We start from the raw sequence: 23,975 nt of genomic DNA, 5'->3' as shown, positions 1-23,975 counted from the left end.
GGGCCTTCAGCACATGAGCGTTGTCACCAACACGACCACCATCGGCGCGATCGACGCACCGAGCCGCCGCAACACCGAACTTGCCCTTGTCGCCTTCGCCGTTCTCATCTCGGTGTTCGCGTACGCCAACGTAGGACTCGCCATCAACGGCGAGCTGCCCTCGGGCATGCTCGGTTACGGGCTCGGCCTCGCCCTGCTCGGTGGCGTCGCGCACATCGCGGTACGCAGATTCGCGCCGTACGCGGATCCGCTGCTGCTCCCGCTGGCGACCCTGCTGAACGGCCTCGGTCTGGCCGTCATCTGGCGGCTGGACCAGTCCGAGCGGTTCCAGGCGACCGACAACTTCGTCGCGGCCGCCTCCAAGCAGCTGCTGTTCTCGGCGGCGGGCGTGGCCCTGATGGTCGTGGTCCTCCTGCTCCTCAAGGACCACCGCATCCTGCAGCGCTACACCTACATCTCCATGCTGGTCGCGCTGTTCCTGCTGATCCTCCCGATGTTCTTCCCCGCGGTGAACGGCGCCAAGATCTGGATCAAGATCCCCGGCGTCGGCACGATCCAGCCGGGAGAGTTCGCCAAGATCATCATCGCGGTGTTCTTCGCCGGCTACCTCATGGTCAAGCGCGACGCCCTGGCCCTGGCCAGCCGCCGCTTCATGGGGCTCTACCTGCCCCGTGGCCGTGACCTGGGTCCGATCCTCATGGTCTGGGCCTTCTCGATCCTGATCCTGGTCTTCGAGACCGACCTCGGCTCCTCGCTGCTGTTCTTCGGCATGTTCGTCGTCATGCTGTACGTCGCCACCGAGCGCACCAGCTGGATCGTCTTCGGTCTGCTGATGTCCGCGGCGGGCGCCGTCGGCGTGGCCATGTTCGAGCCGCACGTCCAGCAGCGCGTCACCGCCTGGCTCGACCCCTTCGCCGGATGGGGCGAGCTGGCGGCCAGCGAGCAGATGGCCAAGTCCCTGATGGCCTTCGGCTCGGGCGGCACCCTCGGCACCGGTCTCGGCCAGGGCAACTCCGACCTCATCGGCTTCGCCGCCAACTCCGACTTCATCCTCGCCACCGTCGGCGAGGAGCTCGGCCTGGCGGGGATGATGGCGGTCCTGCTCGCCTACGGCCTGATCGTCGAGCGCGGCGTCCGCACGGCACTCGCCGCACGCGACCCCTTCGGCAAGCTCCTGGCGATCGGGCTCTCCGGCTCCTTCGCCATCCAGGTCTTCGTCGTCGCCGGCGGTGTCATGGGCCTCATCCCGCTGACCGGTATGACCATGCCGTTCCTCGCGGCCGGTGGTTCGTCCGTCATCGCGAACTGGGCCCTGATCGGCATCCTGATCAGAATCAGCGACACCGCCCGCCGTCCCGCCCCGGCCCCCGCACCGTCCCCGGACGCCGAAATGACCCAGGTGGTCCGACCGTGAACAAGCCGCTCCGCAGGATCGCCATCTTCTGCGGGATCCTGGTCCTGGCCCTGCTGATCCGCACCAATTACATCCAGTACGTCCGTGCCGACGAGCTCAACTCGAACGAGCACAACCGCCGCGTCCAGATCGAGCGCTACGCCCATGAGCGCGGCAACATCATCGTCGACGGGGAGCCCGTCACGGGCTCCGTGGAGACCACGGACAGCGACTTCACGTACAAGCGGGTCTGGAAGAACGGCCCCATGTGGGCGCCCGTCACCGGCTACTCCTCGCAGGCCTTCGACTCCTCGCAGCTGGAGAGCATCGAGGACGGCATCCTCACCGGCAACAGCGACCAGCTGTTCTTCGACCGCACCCTGTCGATGTTCACCGGCGAGAAGAAGACCGGCGGAAACATCGTCACCACCCTCGACGGCAACGCCCAGAAGGCCGCCTTCGAGGGCCTCGGCGACAAGAAGGGCGCCGTCGCCGCGCTCGACCCGCAGACCGGCGCGATCCTGGCGCTGGCCAGCACCCCCTCGTACGACCCCTCGGTCTTCGCGGGCAACTCCATGAAGGACTCCGACGCACGGCAGAAGCTCCTTGACGACAAGGACAAGCCGATGCTGAACCGGGCCCTGCGGGAGACCTACCCGCCCGGCTCGACGTTCAAGGTCGTCACGGCCGCCGCGGCCCTGGAGAACGGCCTCTACACCGACATCGACGCGAAGACGGACTCGCCGCTGCCCTGGCGGCTCCCGCAGTCGACCAACCTGCTGCAGAACGAGGGCAGCATCCCCTGCAAGGACGCCTCGCTCCGGGAGGCCCTGCGCTGGTCGTGCAACACGGTCTTCGGCAAGATGAGCGACGACCTCGGCAACAAGAAGATGATCGAGCAGGCCGACAAGTTCGGCTTCAACGAGGAAGTCTTCACTCCGGTCCGGGCCGACGCCAGCGTCTACCCGGAGGACAACCGCCCGCAGAACGCCATGGCGGGCATCGGCCAGGCCTCCAACCGCGCCACTCCGCTCCAGATGGCCATGGTGGCCTCGGCGATCGCCAACGACGGCAAGCTGATGCAGCCCTACATGGTCGCCGAGCGCCAGGCACCGAACCTGGACGTCATCTACACGCACGAGAAGGAGCAGCTGAGCCAGCCGCTCTCGGCGGAGAACGCCCAGAAGGTGCAGCAGATGATGGAGACCGTGGTCAAGGACGGCACGGGAACCAACGCACAGATCGACGGCGTCACCGTGGGTGGCAAGACCGGCACCGCGCAGCACGGCCTCAACAACAGCGAGAAGCCGTACGCGTGGTTCATCTCGTACGCCAAGACCGACAGCGGCTCGCCGGTCGCCGTCGCCGTGGTGGTCGAGGACGGGAACGCCAACCGGGACGACATCTCCGGTGGCGGTCTCGCAGCACCGATCGCCAAGAGTGTGATGAAGGCGGTACTCGACGGAAAGAAGTGACAACCGTCACAACTTCTGTCCACACCAGCACATTGGGATACCGGTCGGATATCAGCTGAAGGGTGCGGGCCGATCACGCCGGGCGTGCCCGGTAGCGTATGCCCGAACAGCGCACCGCCGGACCACACACGGGTGCGGTCGGGACTGACGGAGAGGGCTGGATCAGTTATGGAAGAGCCGCGTCGCCTCGGCGGCCGGTACGAGCTGGGCTCGGTGCTCGGCCGTGGTGGCATGGCCGAGGTCTACCTCGCGCACGACACCCGGCTCGGCCGCACCGTCGCTGTGAAGACGCTGCGGGCCGATCTCGCCCGCGATCCGTCCTTCCAGGCACGGTTCCGCCGTGAGGCCCAGTCGGCCGCCTCGCTCAACCACCCCGCGATCGTCGCCGTCTACGACACCGGCGAGGACTACGTCGACGGGGTCTCCATCCCGTACATCGTGATGGAGTACGTCGACGGCTCGACCCTCAGAGAGCTTCTGCACTCCGGCCGCAAGCTCCTGCCCGAGCGGACCCTCGAAATGACGGTCGGGATCCTCCAGGCGCTGGAGTACTCCCACCGCGCGCAGATCGTCCACCGCGACATCAAGCCGGCGAACGTCATGCTGACGCGCACCGGCCAGGTCAAGGTCATGGACTTCGGCATCGCCCGCGCCATGGGTGACTCCGGCATGACGATGACCCAGACAGCGGCCGTCATCGGCACCGCCCAGTACCTCTCCCCCGAGCAGGCCAAGGGCGAGCAGGTCGACGCACGCTCCGACCTGTACTCCACCGGCTGTCTGCTCTACGAGCTGCTGGCCGTGCGGCCGCCGTTCGTCGGTGACTCCCCCGTCGCGGTCGCGTACCAGCACGTGCGCGAGGAGCCTCAGCCTCCCAGCAACTTCGACCCCGAGATCACGCCCGAGATGGACGCGATCGTGCTGAAGGCGCTGACCAAGGACCCCGACTACCGCTACCAGTCGGCCGACGAGATGCGCGCGGACATCGAGGCCTGCCTCGACGGCCAGCCGGTCGCGGCCACGGCGGCGATGGGGGCCGTGGGCTACGGCGGTTACGACGGCTACAACAACGACCAGCCCACCACGGCTCTGCGGGCGACGGACCCGGGCGGCGCCCAGACGTCCATGCTGCCCCCGGTCAACCCCGACGACGGCGGATACGGCTACGACGACCGCCCGGACCGCCGGCGCCAGAAGAAGAGCAACACCTCGACGATCCTCCTGGTCGTCGCCGGAATCCTGGTGCTCATCGGCGCGATCCTCATCGGCCGTTCGGTGTTCAGCTCCACGGACGGTGGCAACGGCAAGGTCGACGTGCCGAACATGGTCGGCTCTACCGTCGACGAGGCGCAGAAACTCGCGGACAACTCCGAGATCGTCCTCAAGGTCGGCGGCAGGGAGCCCTGCGAGACCCAGGAGAAGGACGCGATCTGCAGCCAGACCCCTGGTGCGGACGAACAGATGGAGACCGGCGAGACCGTGACGGTCGTCGTCTCCACCGGTGCCCCCAAGGTCGAGGTCCCGGACGTCCTGGAGAAGTCCGAGGAGAATGCCCGTAAGGCGCTGGAGGACAAGGGCTTCACGGTGAACGTGAAGACGGCCGAGTCCGACAAGACCCCGGACACCGTCATCGCGCAGGACCCCGAGGGCGGCTCGGAGGTGGAGAAGGACACCGAGATCACGATCACGGTGGCCAAGGAAGCCACCCAGAACGTGCCGGGCGTGGTAGGCCGGTCCTACGCGGACGCAGAAGCCCAGTTGAAGGGCGTCGGCTTCGCCAACGTCTCCCGGACCGACGTCGATTCGGATCAGCCGGCGGGCACGGTGGTCGAGCAGACCCCCGAGGCGAACAGCAAGCAGGCCAAGGACGTCCAGATCGTCCTGAAGGTCTCCAAGGGACCCGCCCAGCCGGAGCAGGTCACCATCCCCGCCGACATCCTGACCAAGCGCTATCAGGACGTGAAGGGGCAGCTCGAAGGGCTGGGTCTGGTGGTCGCGCTGGCCCCCAACTCGGTCGACAAGCCCGGCGCCAGGGTGATGGGCAGCAACCCGGCCCCCAACAGCCAGGTGGCCAAGGGGAGCACGGTGACCCTGACGACCATCGAAGGCGGCGGGGGCGGCATCTTCGGCTGACGCCCCAGCCGTAGGACAGACACAGGGCCCCGGTCACCGTTGAGGTGACCGGGGCCCTGTGTCTTCGTGGTCAGCGCAGCTCAGCGGGGATCGTGGTCAGCGGAGTTCCGCCGGCTTCGTACGGTCCCTGTCCACCTTCTCCGTGCGTACCAGCTCGCCCCACACGATGTAGCGGTACTTCGACGTGTACACGGGCGTGCACGTGGTCAGCGTGATGTAGCGGCCGGGCTTCTTGACGCCCGACTCCTTGGGCACCGGGGCGATTGCGTCGACGTTGAACTTCGACGTCTCCGGCAGCTCCGCGTACACCTTGTAGATGTACCAGGTGTCCTTGGTCTCGAAGACGACCGCGTCACCCTTCTTCAGCTTGTCGATGTTGTGGAACTTGGCGCCATGGCCGTCCCGGTGCGCGGCGAGCGCGAAGTTGCCCTGCTCGTCCGAGGGAAGGGCTGACTTCACGGGATCCGTGTAGTAGCCGGCGATGCCGTTGTTGAGCGTCGTGGTGTCGGTGCCCTTCTTGACCAGCACCTCGCCGTTCTTCATGGCCGGGACATGGAGGAACCCGATGCCGTCCCTGGTGTCCAGCGCACCCGGGCCGCCTGCCCAGCGGTCGCGGACGGTGTTGCCCTGCTTGTCGGCGGCACGGTCGGCGAGGACGTTGGTCCACCACAGCGAGTAGACGACGAAGAGGCCCAGCACCAGACCGGCCGTGATGAGCAGCTCGCCGAAGAGACTCACCGCCGTCGCGACGGGATGGCGCTTCTTGTACCGCGCCGGGGGCGCCGACTCGTCGACGCGCTCTTCGTGCTCGGTCCTCGCTGCCACCGCACCCGTCCCTGTCGTGATGATGTTCAGCCGACGAGCGCGTCGGGCTTCCCCTTGCTCCGTGGCCGTTCGTCGACCATTTTGCCCCACACGATCATTCGGTACGTACTCGTGAATTCCGGCGTGCAGGTCGTCAGCGTGATGTACCTGCCCGGGCCGGTGAAGCCGGACCCCGGCGGCACCTCGTCGATCACAGCCACGTTGGACGGCGACGTCTGAGGAAGGATGCTCGTCATCTCGTACGTGTAGTAGGCGTCCTGCGTCTCGACCACGATCGGATCGCCCGGCTTCAGCTTGTTGATGTAGCGGAAGGGTTCGCCATGGGTGTTGCGGTGGCCGGCCACCGCGAAGTTGCCCTTCTCCGCCGAAGGCATCGCGGTCTTCAGCGTGCCCTCGCTGTAGTGACCGATCATGCCGCGGTCGAGCACCTTCTCCTTGCTGATGCCCTCGGCGATCGGTGCGACCACGTCCAGCTTCGGGATGTGCATGATGGCGAATCCCTGACCGGGCTCGAAGGCGCCGGGGGAGCGCTCGCCACTCGCCCAGTCGTCCTGGATCTTGTTCGTCTCGCGGCCGGCGATCTGGTCGGCGCGGACGTTGGTCCACCACAGCTGATACGTCACGAAGAGCAGCATCAGCACGCCGAAGGTGATGAAGACCTCGCCGACGACCCGGCTGGCCACGACGGCGGGGCTGTCCTTGGCGGCGCGTGCCGCCCGTCTGGCCTCCAGACGCGACATCGGGACCGCGGGCCCCGCGGCCTCCGCCCCGGCGGCACGCTGCGGTTCGGGCCGCCGTCTGCCGCGCCCCTTGGCGGCCCGTCTGCGCTCGGCCCTGCCGCCCGTCGGCAGGTGCTCGGCGGGGGGCGAGGGGACGTCGGACGGGGTGTGCCGCGAGGCGTGCCGTGTGTCGGACGTCCGCAGGGCGACCGTCTCGTCGTGCCGGAGCGAACCAGCGTTGGGCACCGCATGGCCGTGCGCGGGGCCGGGCGTTCCGGGTACTCCCGGCCCGGACACGGGCAGAACCGCCGTGACATCGGGCACCGCGGCCGGGGCTTCGGCTATCAGTCCACCGGGTTCACGCATCGGGGCGGCAGGTTCGCGCCTCACCGGCCCGGGTTCGCGCGTCACCGCCGCGGGATCGGGCATCGCCGTCGCGGGTCCGGGCATCGTCGCAGTCCCCTGGACCGTGCCCGCCCTGGGGGCTGCGCGGGGCGCTTCCGGCCCCTGCTGCCCGTACCAGTCCCGCTGATACCCCTCCGGGTCGTACCACTCGCCCGGGGGCTCCACGGGCCCCTGCTCCGCCGTCTGGGGCATCTGCCCCGGCACGGTGTCGGGCCGGGCGGTCTCCTCCCGGAACCAGGGCAACGCATGCTGCCCCGGGAGCGGATCGTTCAGCGGATCCGCGAGCTGGTCCACCGCCGCCTCGAACGTGCCGGCGGGCTCGTACGCACCCTGCGCGTACGGGCCTTCCTGCCCGGCGCCGGGGCGGAGCGAGGTCACGCCGCGGCCTTGCCCACCACCGGGGCGAGCCCCGTCGATCTCCCGACTGCGCCCACGTCACCGCAGCCCTCAAGCCAGTTGGCGAGCATCAGATGACCGTGCTCCGTGAGCACCGACTCGGGGTGGAACTGCACGCCCTCGACGGCATGTTCACGGTGGCGCAGCCCCATGATGATGCCGTCGGCGGTACGCGCCGTGACCTCGAGCTCGGGCGGGACCGTCGCCGGTTCGGCGGCGAGCGAGTGATAGCGGGTCGCCGTGAACGGGGACGGGAGGCCGGCGAACACCCCCTTGCCCTCGTGCAGGACGGGCGAGGTCTTGCCGTGCAGCAGCTCGGGCGCCCGGTCCACCACACCGCCGTACGCGACGGCCATCGACTGCATGCCCAGGCAGACGCCGAATACGGGTACGCCGCTGCGCGCGCAGTGGTGCACCATCTCGATGCAGACACCGGCCTGTTCGGGTGTGCCGGGTCCAGGAGACAGCAGGACTCCGTCGAAGCCGTCGTCGGCGTGTGCCGTGGTCACCTCGTCGTTGCGCACCACTTCGCACTCGGCACCGAGCTGGTAGAGGTACTGGACGATGTTGAAGACGAAGCTGTCGTAGTTGTCGACGACGAGAATGCGTGCGCTCACTGACCGGACCCCGCTCCGCTGGTGCTTTCGCCGTCCACCGTCACATCACCGAACGGGAGCAAGGGCTCCGCCCAGGGGAAGACGTACTGGAAGAGCGCGTAGACAACGGCCAGGACGAGCACGAGCGAGATGAAGCCCCGCACCCATGCGTTGCCCGGCAGATGCCGCCAGATCCAGCCGTACATGCTGTTGCCTCCATTCGGTACGGCACCAGACTAAACGGCCGGGGCACGGGCGTGGGTCAGCTGTGGAAAGCCGCCGCTAGGCGTCCGTCACAGCGTGGCGCGGCCTGTGGACCCTGGCGTCCCGCCGCTATTCCACAGGCTGTGCGTAATGGAGGTCGACCGTGCCCGAGTAGCCGGGGAGGGTCACCTTGTCGTCCTCCTCGACCTTCCATCCCAGCCCGTACGCCTTCACGTACAACTGGTAGTTCTGGATCGCCGTGGAGTCGTTGAGCGCCTGCCTGAGCTTCTCCCGGTCGCCGACGGCGGTGACCTTGTAGGGAGGGGAGTACACCCGGCCCTGCAGGATCAGGGTGTTGCCGACGCAGCGCACCGCACTGGTGGAGATCAGCCGCTGGTCCATCACCTTGATCCCCTTCGCTCCGCCCTCCCAGAGGGCGTTGACGACAGCCTGCAGGTCCTGCTGGTGGATGACCAGGTCATTGGGCTGCGGCTCGGGGTATCCGGGGTTCGCGGTCGCGTTCGGCGGGGCGTCGTTCAGCGTGACGGCGAGCGCCTCCCCGGTGACCGGTGTCGTGCCCGCGGCCTTCTCCAGCGCGTCGAGCTCGGCGTCCTCGGCACGGGTGCTTCCGTCGTCGCGCCGGGCGAGGGAGTCGATGTCCGCCCGCACGGACGCGGTCGATTCGTCCAGTTCCGCGTTCTTCTCGCTGCGCTGCTGAATGAGATCGGAGAGCTTCAGCAGGGAGGAGTCCGTACGGATATCGGTCCCCTTGGCCGTATTGGCGCTGGTGACGAAGATCAGTCCGGCCAGAGCGAAAACGGCAGCGGTGAGGCCCTGGACCGGCCACCGGGACATGCGCCGGGCCGGACCTCGAGGAGATTCGGCAGAATTGCTCAACGTACCCTTATCTCCTTAGGCGCCACGGAAGCACTACGCTAACGGACGCCCCGGGGAGGCAGCATTCCCCCTCGCGCCCCGGCGCAAGCCACAGATCCCTGCGCGGTCACGCAGCGCATCGACAGGAGAGTCCCTCGTGCCGAAGTCACGTATCCGCAAGAAGGCAGACTTCACGCCTCCGCCCGCGAAGCAGGCGACGAGCATAAAGCTGACCAACCGCAGTTGGGTGGCGCCGGTGATGCTGGCGCTCTTCCTGATCGGTCTGGCCTGGATCGTGGTCTTCTACGTCACCGAGGGCGATCTGCCGATCGACGCACTGGGCAACTGGAACATCGTCGTGGGCTTCGGGTTCATCGCCGGTGGCTTCGGCGTCTCCACACAGTGGAAGTAGCTCTGCCCTGAGTTACCCACAGGGTTATCCACAGGTAGGGGAAAAGGTCAGACGATCTGTGGATAACTTCCCTCAAGGTTGACGCCGGTGTGACTACACACTTACGCATCGCGAGAGGGTACGCCCCTTGTCCTGACTGGGAAAACCCGGTTCAGCGACAAGGGGCACACCTGTTCCCCACGTCATGCACAAGATCCGGCACGCTCTGTGGACAACCGCACCTCTGGAGCAACGGATTCCGCTCAGGTGAGCGCGGCGGTCCTGGCGAGGACGATCCCCACGACCGCCAGCAGAACCAGCGCACACGCGCCGTACTGCACGAGATTCCGGCGCTCGCGAGGGGCATGGACCATGGCGATGGCGATCAGCGCGCCGGCGACCAGGCCGCCCACATGAGCCTGCCAGGCGATCCCACCCCAGGTGAAGGTGAAGACCAGGTTCACCACGAGCAGCACGATGACCGGCCGCATGTCGTAGTTCATCCGGCGCATCAGCACAGCCGTGGCACCCATCAGACCGAACACGGCACCGGAAGCGCCGAGGGACCCTTGTCCGGGGTCGGAGGTCAAATAGGTGAGCGCGCTGCCCGCGAGCCCCGAGAGCAGATAGAGGGCGAGATAGCGGGCGCGCCCCAGGGCGGCCTCCAGCGGTCCGCCGAGCCACCACAGCCCCATCATGTTGAAGGCGATGTGCAGCACCTCCTGGTGCAGGAACACCGACGTCAGCAGCCGGTACCACTGGCCCTCGGCCACCCCTTCGATGCCGGCCGCAGGATCGCCGGAGTAGGCACGGCCGAACAGCAGCAGATCGTCGACCAGCGGGCGTTCCGCCGCCAGGACGGCGATGAAGACGGCGATGTTGATGCCGAGCAGGATCTTGGTGACCAGCCTCGGGTCGGCAGCGACGCTGCCGCCCGCGAGGGTCCGCGGCCGGCTGGCTGCGGGGTGGTGGCCCGTGCCCGTGGCCTCGCGGACGCACTCCGGGCACTGGAAGCCCACGGAGGCCCCGATCATGCAGTCCGTGCAGATCGGCCGCTCGCACCGGGTGCAGCGGATCCCCGTCTCCCTGTCCGGATGGCGATAACAGGTGGGAGGACCGCCCGCAGCCGCGGACCCGTCCCGGTCTTCCGGCGGCTGGTGCTTCTCCATCGGTCACGGCCCCTTCGGTCCTCGTCCGTGGCGGCGGCACACATGCGGCCGCCCCGCTCGCCCGTTATGTAACAGTACGGACGAGCAGGGCGGTTGGTTCCCCGCGCGGGGGCGCGGCCTGTCGGGTCAGCGGCCCCGGAGGCCGGCTGTCCGACGGGTCAGCGGGTCTCGATGACGACCGACTCGATCACCACGTCCTGGAGCGGACGGTCGGTGCGCGGGTTGGTCGGAGCCGCGGCGATGGCGTCCACGACCTTCTTGCCCGCCTCACCGGCGACCTCACCGAAGATCGTGTGCTTGCCGGTCAGCCAGGCGGTGGGCGAGACCGTCACGAAGAACTGGGAGCCGTTGGTGCCCGGACCGGCATTGGCCATGGCCAGCAGGTAGGGCTTGGTGAAGGCGAGGTCCGGGTGGAACTCGTCGCCGAACTCGTATCCTGGGCCGCCCGTGCCGTTACCCAGCGGGTCGCCGCCCTGGATCATGAAGCCGCTGATGACACGGTGGAAGACAGTTCCGTCATACAGCTTGTCCGTGGACTTCTTGCCGGTCTCGGGGTTCGTCCACTCGCGCTCACCCGTGGCGAGCTCGACGAAGTTCCTGACCGTCTTGGGCGCGTGGTTCGGCAGAAGCCGGATCTCGATGTCGCCCTGGTTGGTCTTCAAAGTGGCGTAAAGCTGCTCGGCCACGATCTGCCTTCCGTAAGTCTTCGCTGATGACCTCCGATCCTCGCACGGGGGCGCTCCTCCACAGTCCGGTCATCACCCCGGGACATGCCGCACTCACCTTGTTGCCCGGTTTCCTGCACCTTTTCCACACTTCCTGCGGGATAAATGCGGCCAAGTGCCAGACGACACGGAGCGCCTCGGCGCGAACCGTGGCATCGTCAGCGGCACGCTCCCCTTGCACCACATTGCCCGAGAATGACGCTCATGACCCGGATGCCCCGTCCCGCATGGCGCTCGATGCCTCAGCGGGCATGATTTCGAAATGGGTGGATAGGCGGAGTACCTACCCGCCACCAAGGAGGAGGATCCCGTGACCCGCATCGACAGCGTGCGCGCCGCAACCTACTCGGCGAAGGACAGCGCGCAGCACGCCGCGGAAGTGGTGGCGCCTTACGCCGACACGGCCAAGGAACAGGCCGCGCACTACGCGCAGGAGGCTCGCGCACTGCTCGCGCCCAAGGTGTCGAAGGCAGCCGCGCAGGCCCGTGTCCAGTACAGCGCACATCTCGCGCCCCGCATCGAACAGGCTCGTACGCATGTGCCGCCCAAGGTCGACGAGGCCGCACACAAGGCCGCCGTCCAGACGCGCAGCGCCGCAAGGACCGCGGCGGACTACACCGTGCCGCGCGTCGAGTACGCGGTGGCGGCCAGCCGCCCAATGGCCAAGGAGGCCACCGCGCGCAGCACCGCCGCGCTCGCCGCACTCCGAGGCCAAGTGACGGCCAAGGAGATCCAGAAGATCGTCAGGAAGCACGAGCGGCGGGCCAAGGCAGGCAAGCTGGCCAAGGGCTTCCTCGTGCTGGGCGCCCTGGCGGGCGGAGCCTTCGCCGCCTGGAAGTGGTGGGACAAGCAGGCCAACCCGGACTGGCTGGTCGAGCCGCCCGCCCCCACCGAGGTGGGCGATGACCGCGCTCCACTGACCTCCGTCGACGGCAGCGGCCAGCCGCTGCTCGACCCGGACGTCCGCGCCAAGCAGGACGAGGCGGAAGCCGGACCGGACGCGGCGGACGGCACTGACCGCGACGACAAGCGCTGACCCGGACCACCGGGAACGACGCCCAGGAGGGGCGGCGGAAAGCCTCAGGGCCTCCGGCGCCCCTCTTGCCGTGCCGAGCGCCCCCATCCTCTTGTTCCGCACCACCTACGGGCTGCCCATGGACTACGAGGTGTTCATGTGGCCCGACTGCGGCAGTTTCACGTGAAACCTGGACTCCCGCTGTTTCACGTGAAACTGCCGCAACTGCTCCTGGTACCGGCTCGGCACCAGGGGGCCCACGCACAAGAACGCCCCTGACCTGATGAAACACAGGTCAGGGGCGTTCTGCTGTGGAGCCTAGGAGATTCGAACTCCTGACATCTGCCTTGCAAAGGCAGCGCTCTACCAACTGAGCTAAGGCCCCGAAAACGGACACCACAGGACAGATCCATGCGGTGACGTCCGTCGCAGAACAGAGTACCGGGTGACCCCCCGAAACCTGCAAAAGGATTGGGACTCCCCGTCGTCAACGGCTCTCCGTAAGATGCACGACGAGGTTCGCAGCAGCGAAGCCGCAGCGAAGGGGAGACGCAATGGACGCAGCGCAGCAAGAGGCCACGGCTAGAGCCCGGGAGCTCCAGCGCAGCTGGTACGGGGAGCCGCTGGGTGCGCTCTTCCGCAGGCTGATCGATGACCTCGGCCTCAACCAGGCACGCCTCGCCGCGGTGCTCGGGCTGTCCGCGCCCATGCTCTCCCAGCTGATGAGCGGCCAGCGGGCCAAGATCGGCAATCCGGCGGTCGTCCAGCGGGTCCAGGCTCTCCAGGAGCTCGCCAGCCAGGTCGCGGACGGCAGCGTCAGCGCGGGAGAGGCCACCGACCGGATGGAGGAGATCAAGAAGTCGCAGGGCGGTTCGGTACTGACCAGCACCGGGCAGACCGCCACCACCGGCGGGGCCCCCACCGTGCGGCGCGTGGTCCGCGAGATCCAGTCGCTCCTCCGCTCGGTCGCCGCGGCCGGCGACATCATCGATGCCGCCGACTCCCTCGCCCCGGCCCACCCTGAACTGGCAGAGTTCCTCAGGGTGTACGGAGCTGGGCGCACCGCCGACGCGGTCGCGCATTACGAAGGCCACCAGAGCTAGGGCCCTTCGTCCGGATCAGGCCGAATCGGGGAGCGGGGGTCCGGTGCCGTGCGGCGCGAGGCGGAGGCGGGAGCCATGGCTGAGCCATGACTCCAGACGACAACGCCTCGGGGTGCGGTGCCAGGGCACGCGAGCCCGGCACGATCCGGACGAGAGGCCCTGAAGCACGACCCAGGCCCGGGAACCGCCCCGGGCGGCAGAGCCGTGGCAGTATCCCGACAGCCGGGACACGGACCGATACGGGAACGGGAGCGGGCGCAGCGCAATGGGTGAGGTCTTCGCTGGTCGGTACGAGCTGGTGGATCCGATCGGACGTGGTGGGGTCGGCGCCGTCTGGCGCGCATGGGACCACAGACGCCGCAGGTACGTGGCGGCCAAGGTCCTCCAGCAGAGCGACGCGCACACGCTGCTGCGCTTCGTCCGTGAACAGGCGCTGCGTATCGAGCATCCGCATGTCCTCGCCCCGGCCAGCTGGGCGGCCGACGACGACAAGGTCCTGTTCACGATGGATCTGGTCAGCGGCGGATCTCTGGCCCATGTCATCGGCGACTACGGGCCGCTCCCCCCGCGTTTCGTCTGCCTCCTGCTCGACCAGTTGCTCTCCGGGCTGTCCACGGTGCATGCCGAGGGGGTCGTGCACCGGGACATCAAGCCGGCCAACATCCTGATGGAGGCCACCGGTACGGGCCGGCCGCATCTGCGGCTCTCCGATTTCGGTATCTCGATGCGCAAGGGCGAGCCCCGGCTGACGGAGACCAACTACGTCGTCGGAACGCCCGGTTACTTCGCACCCGAGCAAATGATGGGTGCGGAGCCGGACTTCCCGGCGGACCTGTTCGCCGTGGGTCTCGTCGCCCTCTATCTGCTGCAGGGTCAGAAGCCCGACTCCCAGGCGCTGATCGAGTACTTCGCGGCACACGGCACCCCCGGCGCCCCTCAGGGTGTGCCGGAGCCCTTGTGGCAGGTTCTCGCGGGACTGCTGCAGCCGGACCCGCACGCCCGTTTCCGTACGGCCACGGGGGCGCGCAAGGCCCTGGCCGAGGCGGTCGAGATGCTGCCGGAGCCCTCCGCGGACGATGAGCCGGTGGAGGTGTTCGACCAGATCGGCCCCCTGCCCGCCGGATTCGGCCCCGAAGGCCCTCAAGCACCCCAGGCCCCCCGAGGCCCGGAGGGGCCCGTGAGCGGCCCTCAGATGCCCGCACAGGCCGTCGGCGGCATCTCGCTGCCTCATCCTTCGCCCCAACCGCCACAGCAGCCCCAGGGAGCGGGACAGCAGCCGTACGCGCCACACCCGGCGATGTCCGAGACGGGCAGCTTCCACCTCGCCCCGCCCCCGCAACAGCAGCACGCGCCCGTGCCGCAGGCGCCTCAGGGCACGCAGCCGCAGCCGTCCCCCTACGCCGACGCCGCCCCGCCGGACTTCGCGCAGGCCGCCACGGCATCCGTGCCGTACGGGGCGGCTCCGCCCACCCGCGCCTATACCGCGCAGCACCCGTTGGCCCCCGGCCCCGCCGCTCCTCCCGTGCCCGCCGCCCCGCAGCCGTCCCCCGTGAAGCGGCCGGGACCGCCCCCGAAGGTGGCGATCCCGGTCCTGCTGGTGGCTCTGATCTGCTTCGCGGTGGGAATCTGGGCGCTCACCCAGATCTGACCGGCTACCAGGCCTGGGGCGGCGGCCCCCCGAGCGGCTGCTGCCCGCCCGCGGTCGGCGGCACGGCGGCAGCCCGGCGCCGGGCGAGCAGCGTCCACACCCCGAGTCCGAGCACCAGCACGGCACCGGTGCCGATCCCGGCCGCGGCCACCATCTTCATCGTGTCGCTCTCGCCGGCCTCGGGCGCGCTCTGCCCGCTCTTGGCCATGTCCCTGTCGTCATCGGTGACACCGAAGATCCCCGCATCCCCCTGGTAGGGGGACGGCTCGCTGTCGTTGACGACGTTGATCTTGAGCGTCAGCCCGATCGGGTCGGTTCCGTAGTGCTCGGCGACCTTGGGGGAGAGCGTCACCGACAGGTAGTACCAGCCGGCGAAGCGCATCGCACTGACGTCCGAGGCGACGTCGTTGCGGTTCTCGTACGCCACCGGGGGCAGCGGGTCCAGCGCCACCGAGTTCGGCGCCCCGGAGTACGACAGCGTCGCGTCCTCCACATGACCACGCGCGGGGTTGTCCAGGGACACCGCCAGGACGTTGCCGAGGTACTCGGTCGACGTGCCGCTGTTGCTCAGCGCGGCCGTGGCGAAGATCTGCTGGCCCCAGTCCACGGGCACCCGGTAGAAGCGCGTCTGTCCGGGTGCGACGGCGTCCACCCACTCACCGGACTCCAGGCTGGTCGCGTCGTAGTAGCTGCTGCCTCCGGTCCGCTTCTGCTTCCCCGGGGCCGGTGCGGGTGAGGCGGAGGACCAGTCCTCCGGCGCCTCGGTCGGCGGCGTCTCGCCGTCCTTCAGCGCGGGCTCGGTCTCGAAGCGCAGCTCCAGGTCCCATGCCTCGGGTGACGAAGTCGCCTTGCTCTCCCGCTCGACGAGGACGTTGTACGTGCCGCCCGCCTGGCAGATCGTGCTGTCCTTCTTCATGGTCCGGTGGGCGTACGCGGTGATCGGGCGCGGGAACTCCGCCGACGCGAAGTCCGCGTCCTCGGAACTGCAGCGGTTGTCGTCGAGGTCCCTGAGGCTGATCGTGATGCCGTCCCCGTAGGCGACCTTTCCGCCGGTCCTCGGGACGGCCACCGCGGAGACGTACGCGTTGGTGCTGTCGTCCAGCTCCAGGCGGTAATAGAGCTTCTGGCTCCCCTTGATGGAGCTCTTGTAGACCGCTCCGGGCTTCAGCTCCTCCGCGTCGGCGTTCGTCTCCGCACCCCGGACCGATGTCGCCGCGGGATCGAACGTGTACGCCGCGGGGCCGTCGGCCGCGTGCGCCTGCCCCGGCAGCGCCGCCACCGCGCACATCGCCGCGAGCGAAGCGAGCATCACCCGGCCCCTGTTGCGCTGGCTGTTCACGCGCTTCCCCTCGTCGTCTGCGTGCCTTCCCTGCGTCGCCCGCGTACGAGCACGAGCCCGGCGGCCGGTACACCGCGGCGCCCGCGCCGGCAGCGGTCGCGATGCCGGTCCATCCTGCACCGCCCGTACCACCGGTGTCTGCCGCCACCGCCCTTTTGCCATCGTGGCCCGTACCACCCGGCCTCTTCGCCCGTACGGACGCGCCGGGGGCCGGCGAGCTCGTCGCGGAGCACCGCCACGCGCAGCGCCACACCGCTCCGCGGGCTTCCCGCCGGACAGCGCCGTCGACCGGGAACCGGGCCGGGGTGAACAGCCGCGTCTCAGGGGTCAACGCGCGCCGTCCGAGCCCTTCTTGAACGTTCGACGACGAGCCGGCAGCGACCACCCACACCGATCACATTGCTCACGCAACTCAATAGTTCGCTTGGGCGAACGCAAGGGGGCGGGCGCCCGGTCGCACACCAGCGGTCCCCGGACAGCACAAAGCCCCGGCCGCTCGGCGGCCGGGGCTTCTAGCAGACTGTTCCGTCTCACACACCCGAACCTGCGGGCACGGAGTCGGTCGCCTCCGTCCACAGATCCTGCTCGGCGCGATCCGCCTGGATCTGGCGGTACACGAGGAGCCCGCCGATGGCGGCCAGTGCGACCAGGAGAAGCTTCTTCACCGCGCGACCTCGTCTTTCCTTGACGTAAGGGACTTCTGCCGCCCGACTATACACACCGGCCGATACCGTTCGGTGACCTCCCCGGAACCCGGCCGCCACCCTTTCCGGACCCCCGTCAGAAGCTCTCGCGACCCCCGGAAGCAGCTTTTCGGGCCGGTTGAACCATAAGAGTGGTGTTCATCAGAAGATCGGCGCACCGGGGGCGTCGGTCCCGGATTCCACGGCCCGGATCCACATCATCGGAAAGGTAAGCAAACCGGACCACCTGAAAGCGAGGGGCCATGAGCACCTTCAGGGTCAAGAGCATCTGGACCGCCTTCATCACCGCCTTCTTCGCACTTCTCGCCTCGCTGGGCCTCGCCACCGCCCAGGCCACGGCCGCGGAGCCCACGACCACGAGCCACGAGCACACGGGTGCGACCGCGGCAACCGCGACCACCCCGTCGGTGCGATGGACCCTTCCGCGTGACAGGGCGCTGCCACCCACGATGAAGCAGCGCATCCGCGCCGAGGCGCACGGCTCCTCCCCGGCCACCCGGCAGCTGTCCTCGGACGCCACCGACGCGGTGCACGCGACGAACAGCACCCGCTCCACCCACGGCGCCACACCTGCCGGGGACTCGTCCCCGCTGCCACCCTGAGCGCGCCGCGCACTCGTCCAGGCCCCTGGTCCGGTTCACACCGGCGGGGGCCTTTTCCGTGCGCCCGTACGCGCCCCTGCGACGCCTGCGCCGGTACCGCGCCCCTGCCGGACGCCGCAGCCCTCCCGCCGGCGCCTCAGCGGCTCCCTGGCGGCATCCCGGCACGCGGCCTGCGGCCCACTGGTGCCGCGTGGTGCCGCTGGTGCCGCGTGGTGCCGCTGGTGCCGCTGGTGCCGCAACCAGACGAGCGCGCAGGCCGGAACCCTCTCGCAACCCGAAGAGTCCTCACGGGCCGGAACCCCCCGCGACCCGGAGCACTCACGGGCCGGTACCTCGTTGCGGCCACCCGACCGGCATCCCCGGGCCGGCCGGAACCGCACACGTCCCCGTACACGCAAGAACCCCCCACCGCGATCGGTGAGGGGTTCTTCTTGCTGGTGGGGCTAACAGGATTTGAACCTGTGGCCTCATCCTTATCAGGGATGCGCTCTAACCAACTGAGCTATAGCCCCGCCGCGCTGCTGCGCTGACTTCTGAAGATTAGCGCACGTCGGGGCCAGTCCCAAAATCGATACCCGGCGCCCTACTCGTCCTCGGCGAGAGTGAGCTCCACGCCACCCACGAAGCCGGCCGACAGGTTGTAGATGAACGCGCCCAGCGTCGCCAGCGCGGTGGCCAGCACCACGTCGATCACCGCGATGACCGAGGTGAAGATGAGGACGCGCGGCAGCGAGAGGAACGACTGCAGATCGAAGCCGTTGCTCTCGTTCGAACCGGTGGCCTCGCTGATCGTGCCGCCCACGGTGGAGAAGACGCCCATCGCGTCCATCACCATCCACAGGACCGCCGCGGCGACCACCGTGCAGATGCCGAGGGCGATGGAGAGCAGGAAACTGACCTTCATCACCGACCACGGGTCGGCCTTCGCCACCCGCAGACGCGCCTTCCGGGTGCGCGGAGTGGTCCGTGCCCCCGTCCGGGGCAGCCGGGTCCCCTGTACGCCGCCCACGCCCTGTGCTCCGCCCTGTGTGCCGCCGCCACCCTGCGTACCGCCCGCGGGGGACGGGTACGCCTGCGGCGGGTGGTAGGGCCCCGCCTGGCCCGGTGCGGGCTCCCGCTCACCGGGCAGAGGCCCGGTCGCGTACCCCTCGTACTGCGGCTGAGGTCCCCGAGTATCCGTCACAGTGCCCCCTTGGGAGTCCGTGGCAGGGCCACGGGCGCCGTTCGCGCCTGCTCCGGAAGCGGCCGAACCGGCGCCCGTGGCTCCACTCACGCTTTACTCCTCGTGCTCCCCGGCCGAAGGCGCCGTGCCCTCGACTGTGCCCTCGACCACGCTCTCGGCATGGGCCTCGACCGTGGCGCCTTCGGCCTCATCGGTCCCGTCGACCTCTTCGGCCTCACGACCGGCCTCGGCGTTGCGCGCGATGCCGACGACGGCATCACGCTTGCCCAGATTGATCAGTTGGACGCCCATGGTGTCACGGCCCGTCTCCCTGACTTCATTGACTCGCGTACGGATCACACCACCGCCGAGCGTGATGGCGAGGATCTCGTCCGCTTCCTCCACCACCAGCGCGCCGACGAGCGACCCGCGGTCCTCGACGATCTTGGCCGCCTTGATGCCCAGACCGCCACGGCCCTGGACGCGGTACTCGTCGACCGCGGTCCGCTTCGCGTACCCGCCGTCGGTGGCAGTGAACACGAACGTACCGGGCCGGACAACATTCATCGAGAGCAGTTCGTCGCCCTCGCGGAAACTCATGCCCTTCACGCCCGACGTCGCGCGGCCCATCGGGCGCAGCGCGTCGTCCGTCGCGGTGAACCTGATCGACTGGGCCTTCCTGCTGATGAGCAGCAGGTCGTCCTCGGCCGACACCAGCTCGGCGCCGATCAGCTCGTCGTCCGCGCCGCTCTCGGTCTCCCGGAGGTTGATCGCGATAACGCCACCGGAGCGAGGCGAGTCGTAGTCCTTGAGCGAGGTCTTCTTCACCAGACCGCCCTTGGTCGCGAGGACCAGGTAGGGCGCCGCCTCGTAGTCGCGGATCGCGAGGATCTGGGCGATCTGCTCGTCCGGCTGGAAGGCGAGCAGGTTCGCGACGTGCTGGCCACGCGCGTCCCGGCCGGCGTCCGGCAGCTCGTACGCCTTGGCACGGTAGACCCGGCCCTTGTTCGTGAAGAACAGCAGCCAGTGGTGCGTCGTCGACACGAAGAAGTGGTCGACGATGTCGTCTTCCTTGAGCTTCGTGCCCCGGACGCCCTTGCCGCCGCGCTTCTGCGAGCGGTAGTCGTCCGTCTTGGTGCGCTTGACGTAGCCGCCGCGGGAGATCGTGACGACGATGTCCTCCTCGGCGATGAGGTCCTCGATGGACATGTCACCGTCGAAGGGGACCAGCTTCGAGCGCCGGTCGTCGCCGAACTTGTCGACGATCGCCGCCAGTTCCTCGCTGACGATCTGCCGCTGCCGCGCCGGCGACGCGAGGATCTCGTTGTACTCGTTGATCTTCGCCTGGAGTTCGTCGTGCTCGGCGGTGATCTTCTGGTGCTCCAGCGCGGCCAGACGGCGCAGCTGCATCTCCAGGATCGCGTTCGCCTGGATCTCGTCGATCTCCAGCAGGCCCATCAGGCCCTCGCGCGCGATCTCCACCGTGTTGCTGCGACGGATGAGGGCGATGACCTCTTCGATCGCGTCCAGCGCCTTGAGCAGGCCGCGCAGGATGTGCGCCCGCTCCTCGGCCTTGCGCAGGCGGAACCTCGTACGCCGGACGATGACCTCGATCTGGTGCGTCACCCAGTGGCGGATGAACGCGTCGATCGACAGCGTGCGCGGAACCCCGTCGACGAGGGCCAGCATGTTCGCGCCGAAGTTCGTCTGCAGGTCGGTGTGCTTGTAGAGGTTGTTGAGCACGACCTTGGCGACCGCGTCACGCTTCAGCACGACGACCAGGCGCTGGCCCGTGCGCGAGGACGTCTCGTCACGGACGTCCGCGATGCCGCCGACCTTGCCGTCCTTCACCAGGTCGGCGATCTTCTGAGCGAGGTTGTCGGGGTTGGTCTGGAACGGCAGCTCGGTGACGACCAGGCACTGCCTGTTCTGGATCTCCTCGACCGCGACGACCGCCCGCATGGTGATCGAGCCGCGGCCCGTGCGGTAGGCCTCCTCGATGCCCTTGCGGCCCACGACCAGCGCGCCGGTCGGGAAGTCCGGGCCCTTGATCCGCTCGATCAGCGCGTCCAGGAGCTCCTCGTGCGAGGCCTCCGGGTTCTCCAGGTACCACTGGGCACCGGCGGCGACCTCGCGCAGGTTGTGCGGCGGGATGTTGGTCGCCATACCGACCGCGATGCCGGCGGAACCGTTCACCAGGAGGTTCGGGAAGCGCGCCGGCAGGACCGTCGGCTCCTGGTTGCGGCCGTCGTAGTTGTCCTGGAAGTCGACGGTCTCCTCGTCGATGTCCCGGACCATCTCCATGGACAGCGGCATCATCTTGCACTCGGTGTACCGCATGGCGGCGGCCGGGTCGTTGCCCGGAGAACCGAAGTTGCCGTTGGAGTCCACCAGCGGCATGCGCAGCGACCACGGCTGCGCGAGGCGCACCAGGGCGTCGTAGATGGAGGAGTCGCCGTGCGGGTGGTACGTGCCCATGACGTCGCCGACGACGCGGGCGCACTTGTAGAAGCCCTTCTCGGGCCGGTAGCCGCCGTCGTACATCGCGTACAGCACGCGGCGGTGGACGGGCTTCAGGCCGTCCCTCACGTCGGGCAGGGCACGCGACACGATGACGGACATCGCGTAGTCGAGGTAGGAGCGCTGCATCTCCGTCTCGAGCCCCACGGGCTCGACACGCATGCCCACGCCCGGGACGACGGGCTCCTCTTCGGGCATCACAGGGGTGTTCTCGTCGGCCATTGCTGGTCAAAGTCCTTTCGCGCTGCGGCTTGGAGGGTCGCCGGACCCTCCTCCTTGTACGGCCGACTCAGATGTCGAGGAAGCGGACGTCCTTGGCGTTGCGCTGGATGAACGAACGGCGCGCCTCGACGTCCTCGCCCATCAGCACCGAGAACAGGTCGTCGGCCTGCGCGGCGTCGTCCAGCGTGACCTGGCCGAGCACGCGGTGGTCGACGTCCATCGTGGTGACGCGCAGCTCCTCGGCGTTCATCTCACCGAGACCCTTGAAGCGCTGGATCGAGTCTTCCTTGATGCGCTTGCCGTTCTGCTTGCCCAGGGCCACCAGGGCGTCGCGCTCACGGTCCGAGTACGCGTACTCGAAGTCGTCGCGGCCCCACTTGATCTTGTAGAGCGGCGGGCGCGATAGGTAGACGTGCCCGGACTCGACCAGCGGCCGCATGAAGCGGAACAGGAAGGTCAGCAGCAGGGTGTTGATGTGCTGGCCGTCGACGTCGGCGTCCGCCATCAGGATGATCTTGTGATAGCGGAGCTTCTCGATGTCGAAGTCCTCGTGGACCCCGGTACCGAAGGCCGAGATCAGCGCCTGGACCTCGGTGTTCTGCAGGATCTTGTCGATGCGGGCCTTCTCGACGTTCAGGATCTTGCCCCGGATCGGCAGGATGGCCTGGTACATCGGGTTACGGCCGGACTTCGCCGAACCACCGGCGGAGTCACCCTCGACGATGAAGATCTCGCACTTCGTCGGGTCGTTGGACTGGCAGTCGCTCAGCTTGCCCGGCAGCGAGGCGCTCTCCAGAAGCCCCTTGCGCCGGGTGAGGTCACGCGCCTTGCGGGCCGCGACACGGGCCGTGGAGGCCGCGATGCCCTTGCGGATGATGTCGGCGGCCTCGTTGGGGTTCCGGTCGAACCAGTCCGTCAGCTGCTCGTGGACGACCTTCTGGACGAAGGTCTTCGCCTCGGTGTTGCCCAGCTTGGTCTTGGTCTGGCCCTCGAACTGCGGCTCGCCCAGCTTCACCGAGATGATCGCCGTCAGACCCTCGCGGACATCCTCACCGGTGAGGTTGTCGTCCTTCTCGCGCAGCAGCTTCTTGTCGCGCGCGTAGCGGTTGACCAGCGAGGTCAGCGCCGCACGGAAGCCCTCCTCGTGCGTACCGCCCTCGTGCGTGTGGATCGCGTTGGCGAAGGAGTAGACGCCCTCGCTGTACTGCGTGTTCCACTGCATGGCGATCTCGACCGAGAGGAGACGCTCCTTGTCCTCGGCCTCGATGTCGATCACCGACTGGTGAATCAGCTCGCCCTTGCGGGAGTTGAGGTACTTGACGAAGTCGACGATGCCGTTCTCGTAGTGGTACGTGACCGTGCGGGTCGACTCCTCGTCGGGGACGTCCACCGCCTCGGCGCTGTCCGCGCCCGCCGTGGCCTTCGCCGCCTCGCGCTCGTCGGTGAGCTTGAGAGTGAGTCCCTTGTTGAGGAACGCCATCTCCTGGAAGCGGCGCGAGAGGGTCTCGAAGGAGTAGTCGGTGGTCTCGAAGACGTCGCCGTCGGCCCAGAAGGTGACGGTCGTACCCGTCTCCTCGGTGGCCTCGTGACGGGCCAGCGGGGCCGTCGGGACACCGAGCTTGTAGTCCTGGGTCCAGCGGTAGCCGTCCGTCTTGACCTCGACAGCCACCCGTGTGGACAGGGCGTTGACGACGGACACACCCACGCCGTGCAGACCACCGGAGACGGCGTAACCGCCACCGCCGAACTTTCCGCCCGCGTGCAGGACGGTGAGCACGACCTCGACGGCCGGCTTGCCCTCGGACGGCACGATGCCGACCGGGATGCCGCGGCCGTTGTCGACCACGCGCACCCCGCCGTCGGCGAGGATCGTGACGTCGATGGTGTCCGCGTGCCCGGCCATCGCCTCGTCGACCGAGTTGTCGACAACCTCTTGCACGAGGTGGTGGAGACCGCGCTCACCGGTGGACCCGATGTACATGCCGGGTCGCTTGCGGACCGCGTCCAGGCCTTCGAGCACGGTGATCGCGCTCGCGTCGTACGAGGCGGTCACCTCGCCGTGCTCACCGGCTGTGGACGGAATGTTCTCGTTGGGGTTGCCGGAATCGGCCACGAAGCGCCCTTTCTGGCACAGCACAGGCCGTTCTCCGGCAGGCGGGAGCGGCTGCGTCGTTCGGCTTGTATCGACGACTCCCGCGAGGAAGCGGGATTGTCCACCAGTCTACCGGTAGCGCCGACATGAATGGGGGTTTGCCGGTGCCTGAGTACGCATGTGCCGCCCTGAATGAGCGGCTGACGACTCCCCATATTCAGGAAGGGCCCCCGAGAGGCTCACGAGGGCATTGCGCGCTTC

The 23,975-nt window shown here is 68.5% G+C and carries 20 protein-coding genes and 2 tRNA genes; 8 read left to right on the top strand and 14 right to left on the bottom strand.

The genetic code is table 11. The features are described 5' to 3' along the window. The first annotated feature begins 13 nt into the window (after positions 1-13). The 3 genes from ACWCQM_RS07320 to pknB all read left to right on the top strand — a co-directional run bounded on the left by ACWCQM_RS07320 (position 14) and on the right by pknB (position 5,001). Positions 14-1,414 (top strand): FtsW/RodA/SpoVE family cell cycle protein, encoded by a 1,401-nt coding sequence (locus ACWCQM_RS07320; protein WP_450914323.1) that lies wholly within the window; start codon positions 14-16, stop codon positions 1,412-1,414. Then, entirely contained in the window at positions 1,411-2,868 is a 1,458-nt protein-coding gene (locus ACWCQM_RS07315; RefSeq protein ID WP_450914322.1) for a peptidoglycan D,D-transpeptidase FtsI family protein, read from the top strand. Before ACWCQM_RS07320 ends, ACWCQM_RS07315 begins: the two co-directional genes overlap by 4 nt. 168 nt (positions 2,869-3,036) lie before the next feature. Then, positions 3,037-5,001, top strand: coding sequence for a Stk1 family PASTA domain-containing Ser/Thr kinase (gene pknB, locus ACWCQM_RS07310; protein ID WP_450914321.1), 1,965 nt, complete (start codon positions 3,037-3,039; stop codon positions 4,999-5,001). A gap of 96 nt (positions 5,002-5,097) precedes the next feature. Here pknB and ACWCQM_RS07305 read toward each other — a convergent pair whose 3' ends face one another. The 5 genes from ACWCQM_RS07305 to ACWCQM_RS07285 all read right to left on the bottom strand — a co-directional run bounded on the left by ACWCQM_RS07305 (position 5,098) and on the right by ACWCQM_RS07285 (position 9,001). Then, positions 5,098-5,826 carry a class E sortase gene (locus tag ACWCQM_RS07305; protein ID WP_450914320.1) on the bottom strand — a complete coding sequence of 243 codons (729 nt, stop codon included), beginning with the start codon at positions 5,824-5,826 and terminating at the stop codon, positions 5,098-5,100. Positions 5,827-5,852: 26 nt separating this feature from the next. Continuing rightward, on the bottom strand, positions 5,853-7,328 hold the full coding sequence (locus ACWCQM_RS07300) for a class E sortase (RefSeq protein WP_450914319.1): 1,476 nt from the start codon (positions 7,326-7,328) through the stop codon (positions 5,853-5,855). Beyond that, positions 7,325-7,963 carry an aminodeoxychorismate/anthranilate synthase component II gene (locus ACWCQM_RS07295; RefSeq protein WP_450914318.1) on the bottom strand — a complete coding sequence of 213 codons (639 nt, stop codon included), beginning with the start codon at positions 7,961-7,963 and terminating at the stop codon, positions 7,325-7,327. Before ACWCQM_RS07295 ends, ACWCQM_RS07300 begins: the two co-directional genes overlap by 4 nt. Continuing rightward, entirely contained in the window at positions 7,960-8,148 is a 189-nt protein-coding gene (locus ACWCQM_RS07290) for a hypothetical protein (protein WP_073750646.1), read from the bottom strand. Before ACWCQM_RS07290 ends, ACWCQM_RS07295 begins: the two co-directional genes overlap by 4 nt. A 127-nt stretch (positions 8,149-8,275) precedes the next feature. After that, entirely contained in the window at positions 8,276-9,001 is a 726-nt protein-coding gene (locus ACWCQM_RS07285; protein WP_073750648.1) for a DUF881 domain-containing protein, read from the bottom strand. Positions 9,002-9,179: 178 nt separating this feature from the next. On the opposite strand from ACWCQM_RS07285, the gene crgA reads away from it, so the two are divergent. Further along, positions 9,180-9,434, top strand: a complete 255-nt coding sequence (gene crgA, locus ACWCQM_RS07280; RefSeq protein WP_383567994.1) for a cell division protein CrgA — start codon at positions 9,180-9,182, stop codon at positions 9,432-9,434. Positions 9,435-9,676: 242 nt separating this feature from the next. Here the strand turns inward: crgA and ACWCQM_RS07275 are convergent, their stop codons facing one another. After that, positions 9,677-10,582: a rhomboid family intramembrane serine protease gene (locus ACWCQM_RS07275; RefSeq protein ID WP_450914317.1), complete on the bottom strand. Its 906-nt coding sequence runs from the start codon at positions 10,580-10,582 to the stop codon at positions 9,677-9,679. 158 nt (positions 10,583-10,740) lie between these two features. Next, the gene (locus ACWCQM_RS07270; RefSeq protein WP_450914316.1) at positions 10,741-11,268 is read right to left on the bottom strand and encodes a peptidylprolyl isomerase; all 528 of its coding nucleotides are present in this window, start codon (positions 11,266-11,268) and stop codon (positions 10,741-10,743) included. 349 nt (positions 11,269-11,617) lie between these two features. Between ACWCQM_RS07270 and ACWCQM_RS07265 the strand changes: the two genes are divergently transcribed. After that, positions 11,618-12,343, top strand: coding sequence for a DUF5324 family protein (locus tag ACWCQM_RS07265; protein WP_450914315.1), 726 nt, complete (start codon positions 11,618-11,620; stop codon positions 12,341-12,343). A 291-nt stretch (positions 12,344-12,634) separates the two neighbouring features. On the opposite strand, the gene ACWCQM_RS07260 is transcribed toward ACWCQM_RS07265, so the two are convergent. After that, positions 12,635-12,707 (bottom strand) — tRNA-Ala (locus ACWCQM_RS07260). A gap of 169 nt (positions 12,708-12,876) precedes the next feature. On the opposite strand from ACWCQM_RS07260, the gene ACWCQM_RS07255 reads away from it, so the two are divergent. Together ACWCQM_RS07255 and ACWCQM_RS07250 are read left to right on the top strand one after the other, a co-directional pair. After that, positions 12,877-13,425: a helix-turn-helix domain-containing protein gene (locus ACWCQM_RS07255; RefSeq protein WP_450914314.1), complete on the top strand. Its 549-nt coding sequence runs from the start codon at positions 12,877-12,879 to the stop codon at positions 13,423-13,425. 265 nt (positions 13,426-13,690) lie between these two features. After that, a complete protein-coding gene (locus ACWCQM_RS07250; RefSeq protein ID WP_450914313.1) occupies positions 13,691-15,073 on the top strand; it encodes a serine/threonine protein kinase in 1,383 nt (460 codons plus the stop codon). A 4-nt stretch (positions 15,074-15,077) separates the two neighbouring features. Here the strand turns inward: ACWCQM_RS07250 and ACWCQM_RS07245 are convergent, their stop codons facing one another. Both ACWCQM_RS07245 and ACWCQM_RS07240 read right to left on the bottom strand, forming a co-directional pair. Continuing rightward, positions 15,078-16,412, bottom strand: a complete 1,335-nt coding sequence (locus ACWCQM_RS07245; protein ID WP_450914312.1) for a hypothetical protein — start codon at positions 16,410-16,412, stop codon at positions 15,078-15,080. 530 nt (positions 16,413-16,942) lie between these two features. Further along, on the bottom strand, positions 16,943-17,077 hold the full coding sequence (locus tag ACWCQM_RS07240; RefSeq protein WP_003958712.1) for a DLW-39 family protein: 135 nt from the start codon (positions 17,075-17,077) through the stop codon (positions 16,943-16,945). Positions 17,078-17,358: 281 nt separating this feature from the next. Here ACWCQM_RS07240 and ACWCQM_RS07235 point away from each other — a divergent pair, with 281 nt between their 5' ends. Further along, on the top strand, positions 17,359-17,718 hold the full coding sequence (locus tag ACWCQM_RS07235; RefSeq protein WP_450914311.1) for a DUF6344 domain-containing protein: 360 nt from the start codon (positions 17,359-17,361) through the stop codon (positions 17,716-17,718). Between the two features lie 435 nt (positions 17,719-18,153). Here ACWCQM_RS07235 and ACWCQM_RS07230 read toward each other — a convergent pair. The 4 genes from ACWCQM_RS07230 to gyrB form a co-directional block, all read right to left on the bottom strand. Continuing rightward, positions 18,154-18,230: transfer RNA gene (locus ACWCQM_RS07230), tRNA-Ile, on the bottom strand. Positions 18,231-18,301: 71 nt separating this feature from the next. Beyond that, a complete protein-coding gene (locus tag ACWCQM_RS07225; protein ID WP_267074721.1) occupies positions 18,302-18,901 on the bottom strand; it encodes a DUF3566 domain-containing protein in 600 nt (199 codons plus the stop codon). A gap of 93 nt (positions 18,902-18,994) precedes the next feature. After that, a complete protein-coding gene (gene gyrA, locus ACWCQM_RS07220; RefSeq protein ID WP_450914310.1) occupies positions 18,995-21,622 on the bottom strand; it encodes a DNA gyrase subunit A in 2,628 nt (875 codons plus the stop codon). A 67-nt stretch (positions 21,623-21,689) separates the two neighbouring features. Next, on the bottom strand, positions 21,690-23,759 hold the full coding sequence (gene gyrB, locus ACWCQM_RS07215) for a DNA topoisomerase (ATP-hydrolyzing) subunit B (RefSeq protein ID WP_450914309.1): 2,070 nt from the start codon (positions 23,757-23,759) through the stop codon (positions 21,690-21,692). Positions 23,760-23,975: the final 216 nt, after the last annotated feature.

It is taken from the genome of Streptomyces sp. NPDC002125, from assembly GCF_053593715.1.
Note: the sequence above shows the minus strand (reverse complement) of the source record. Positions and strands in the feature narration are given on the sequence as shown.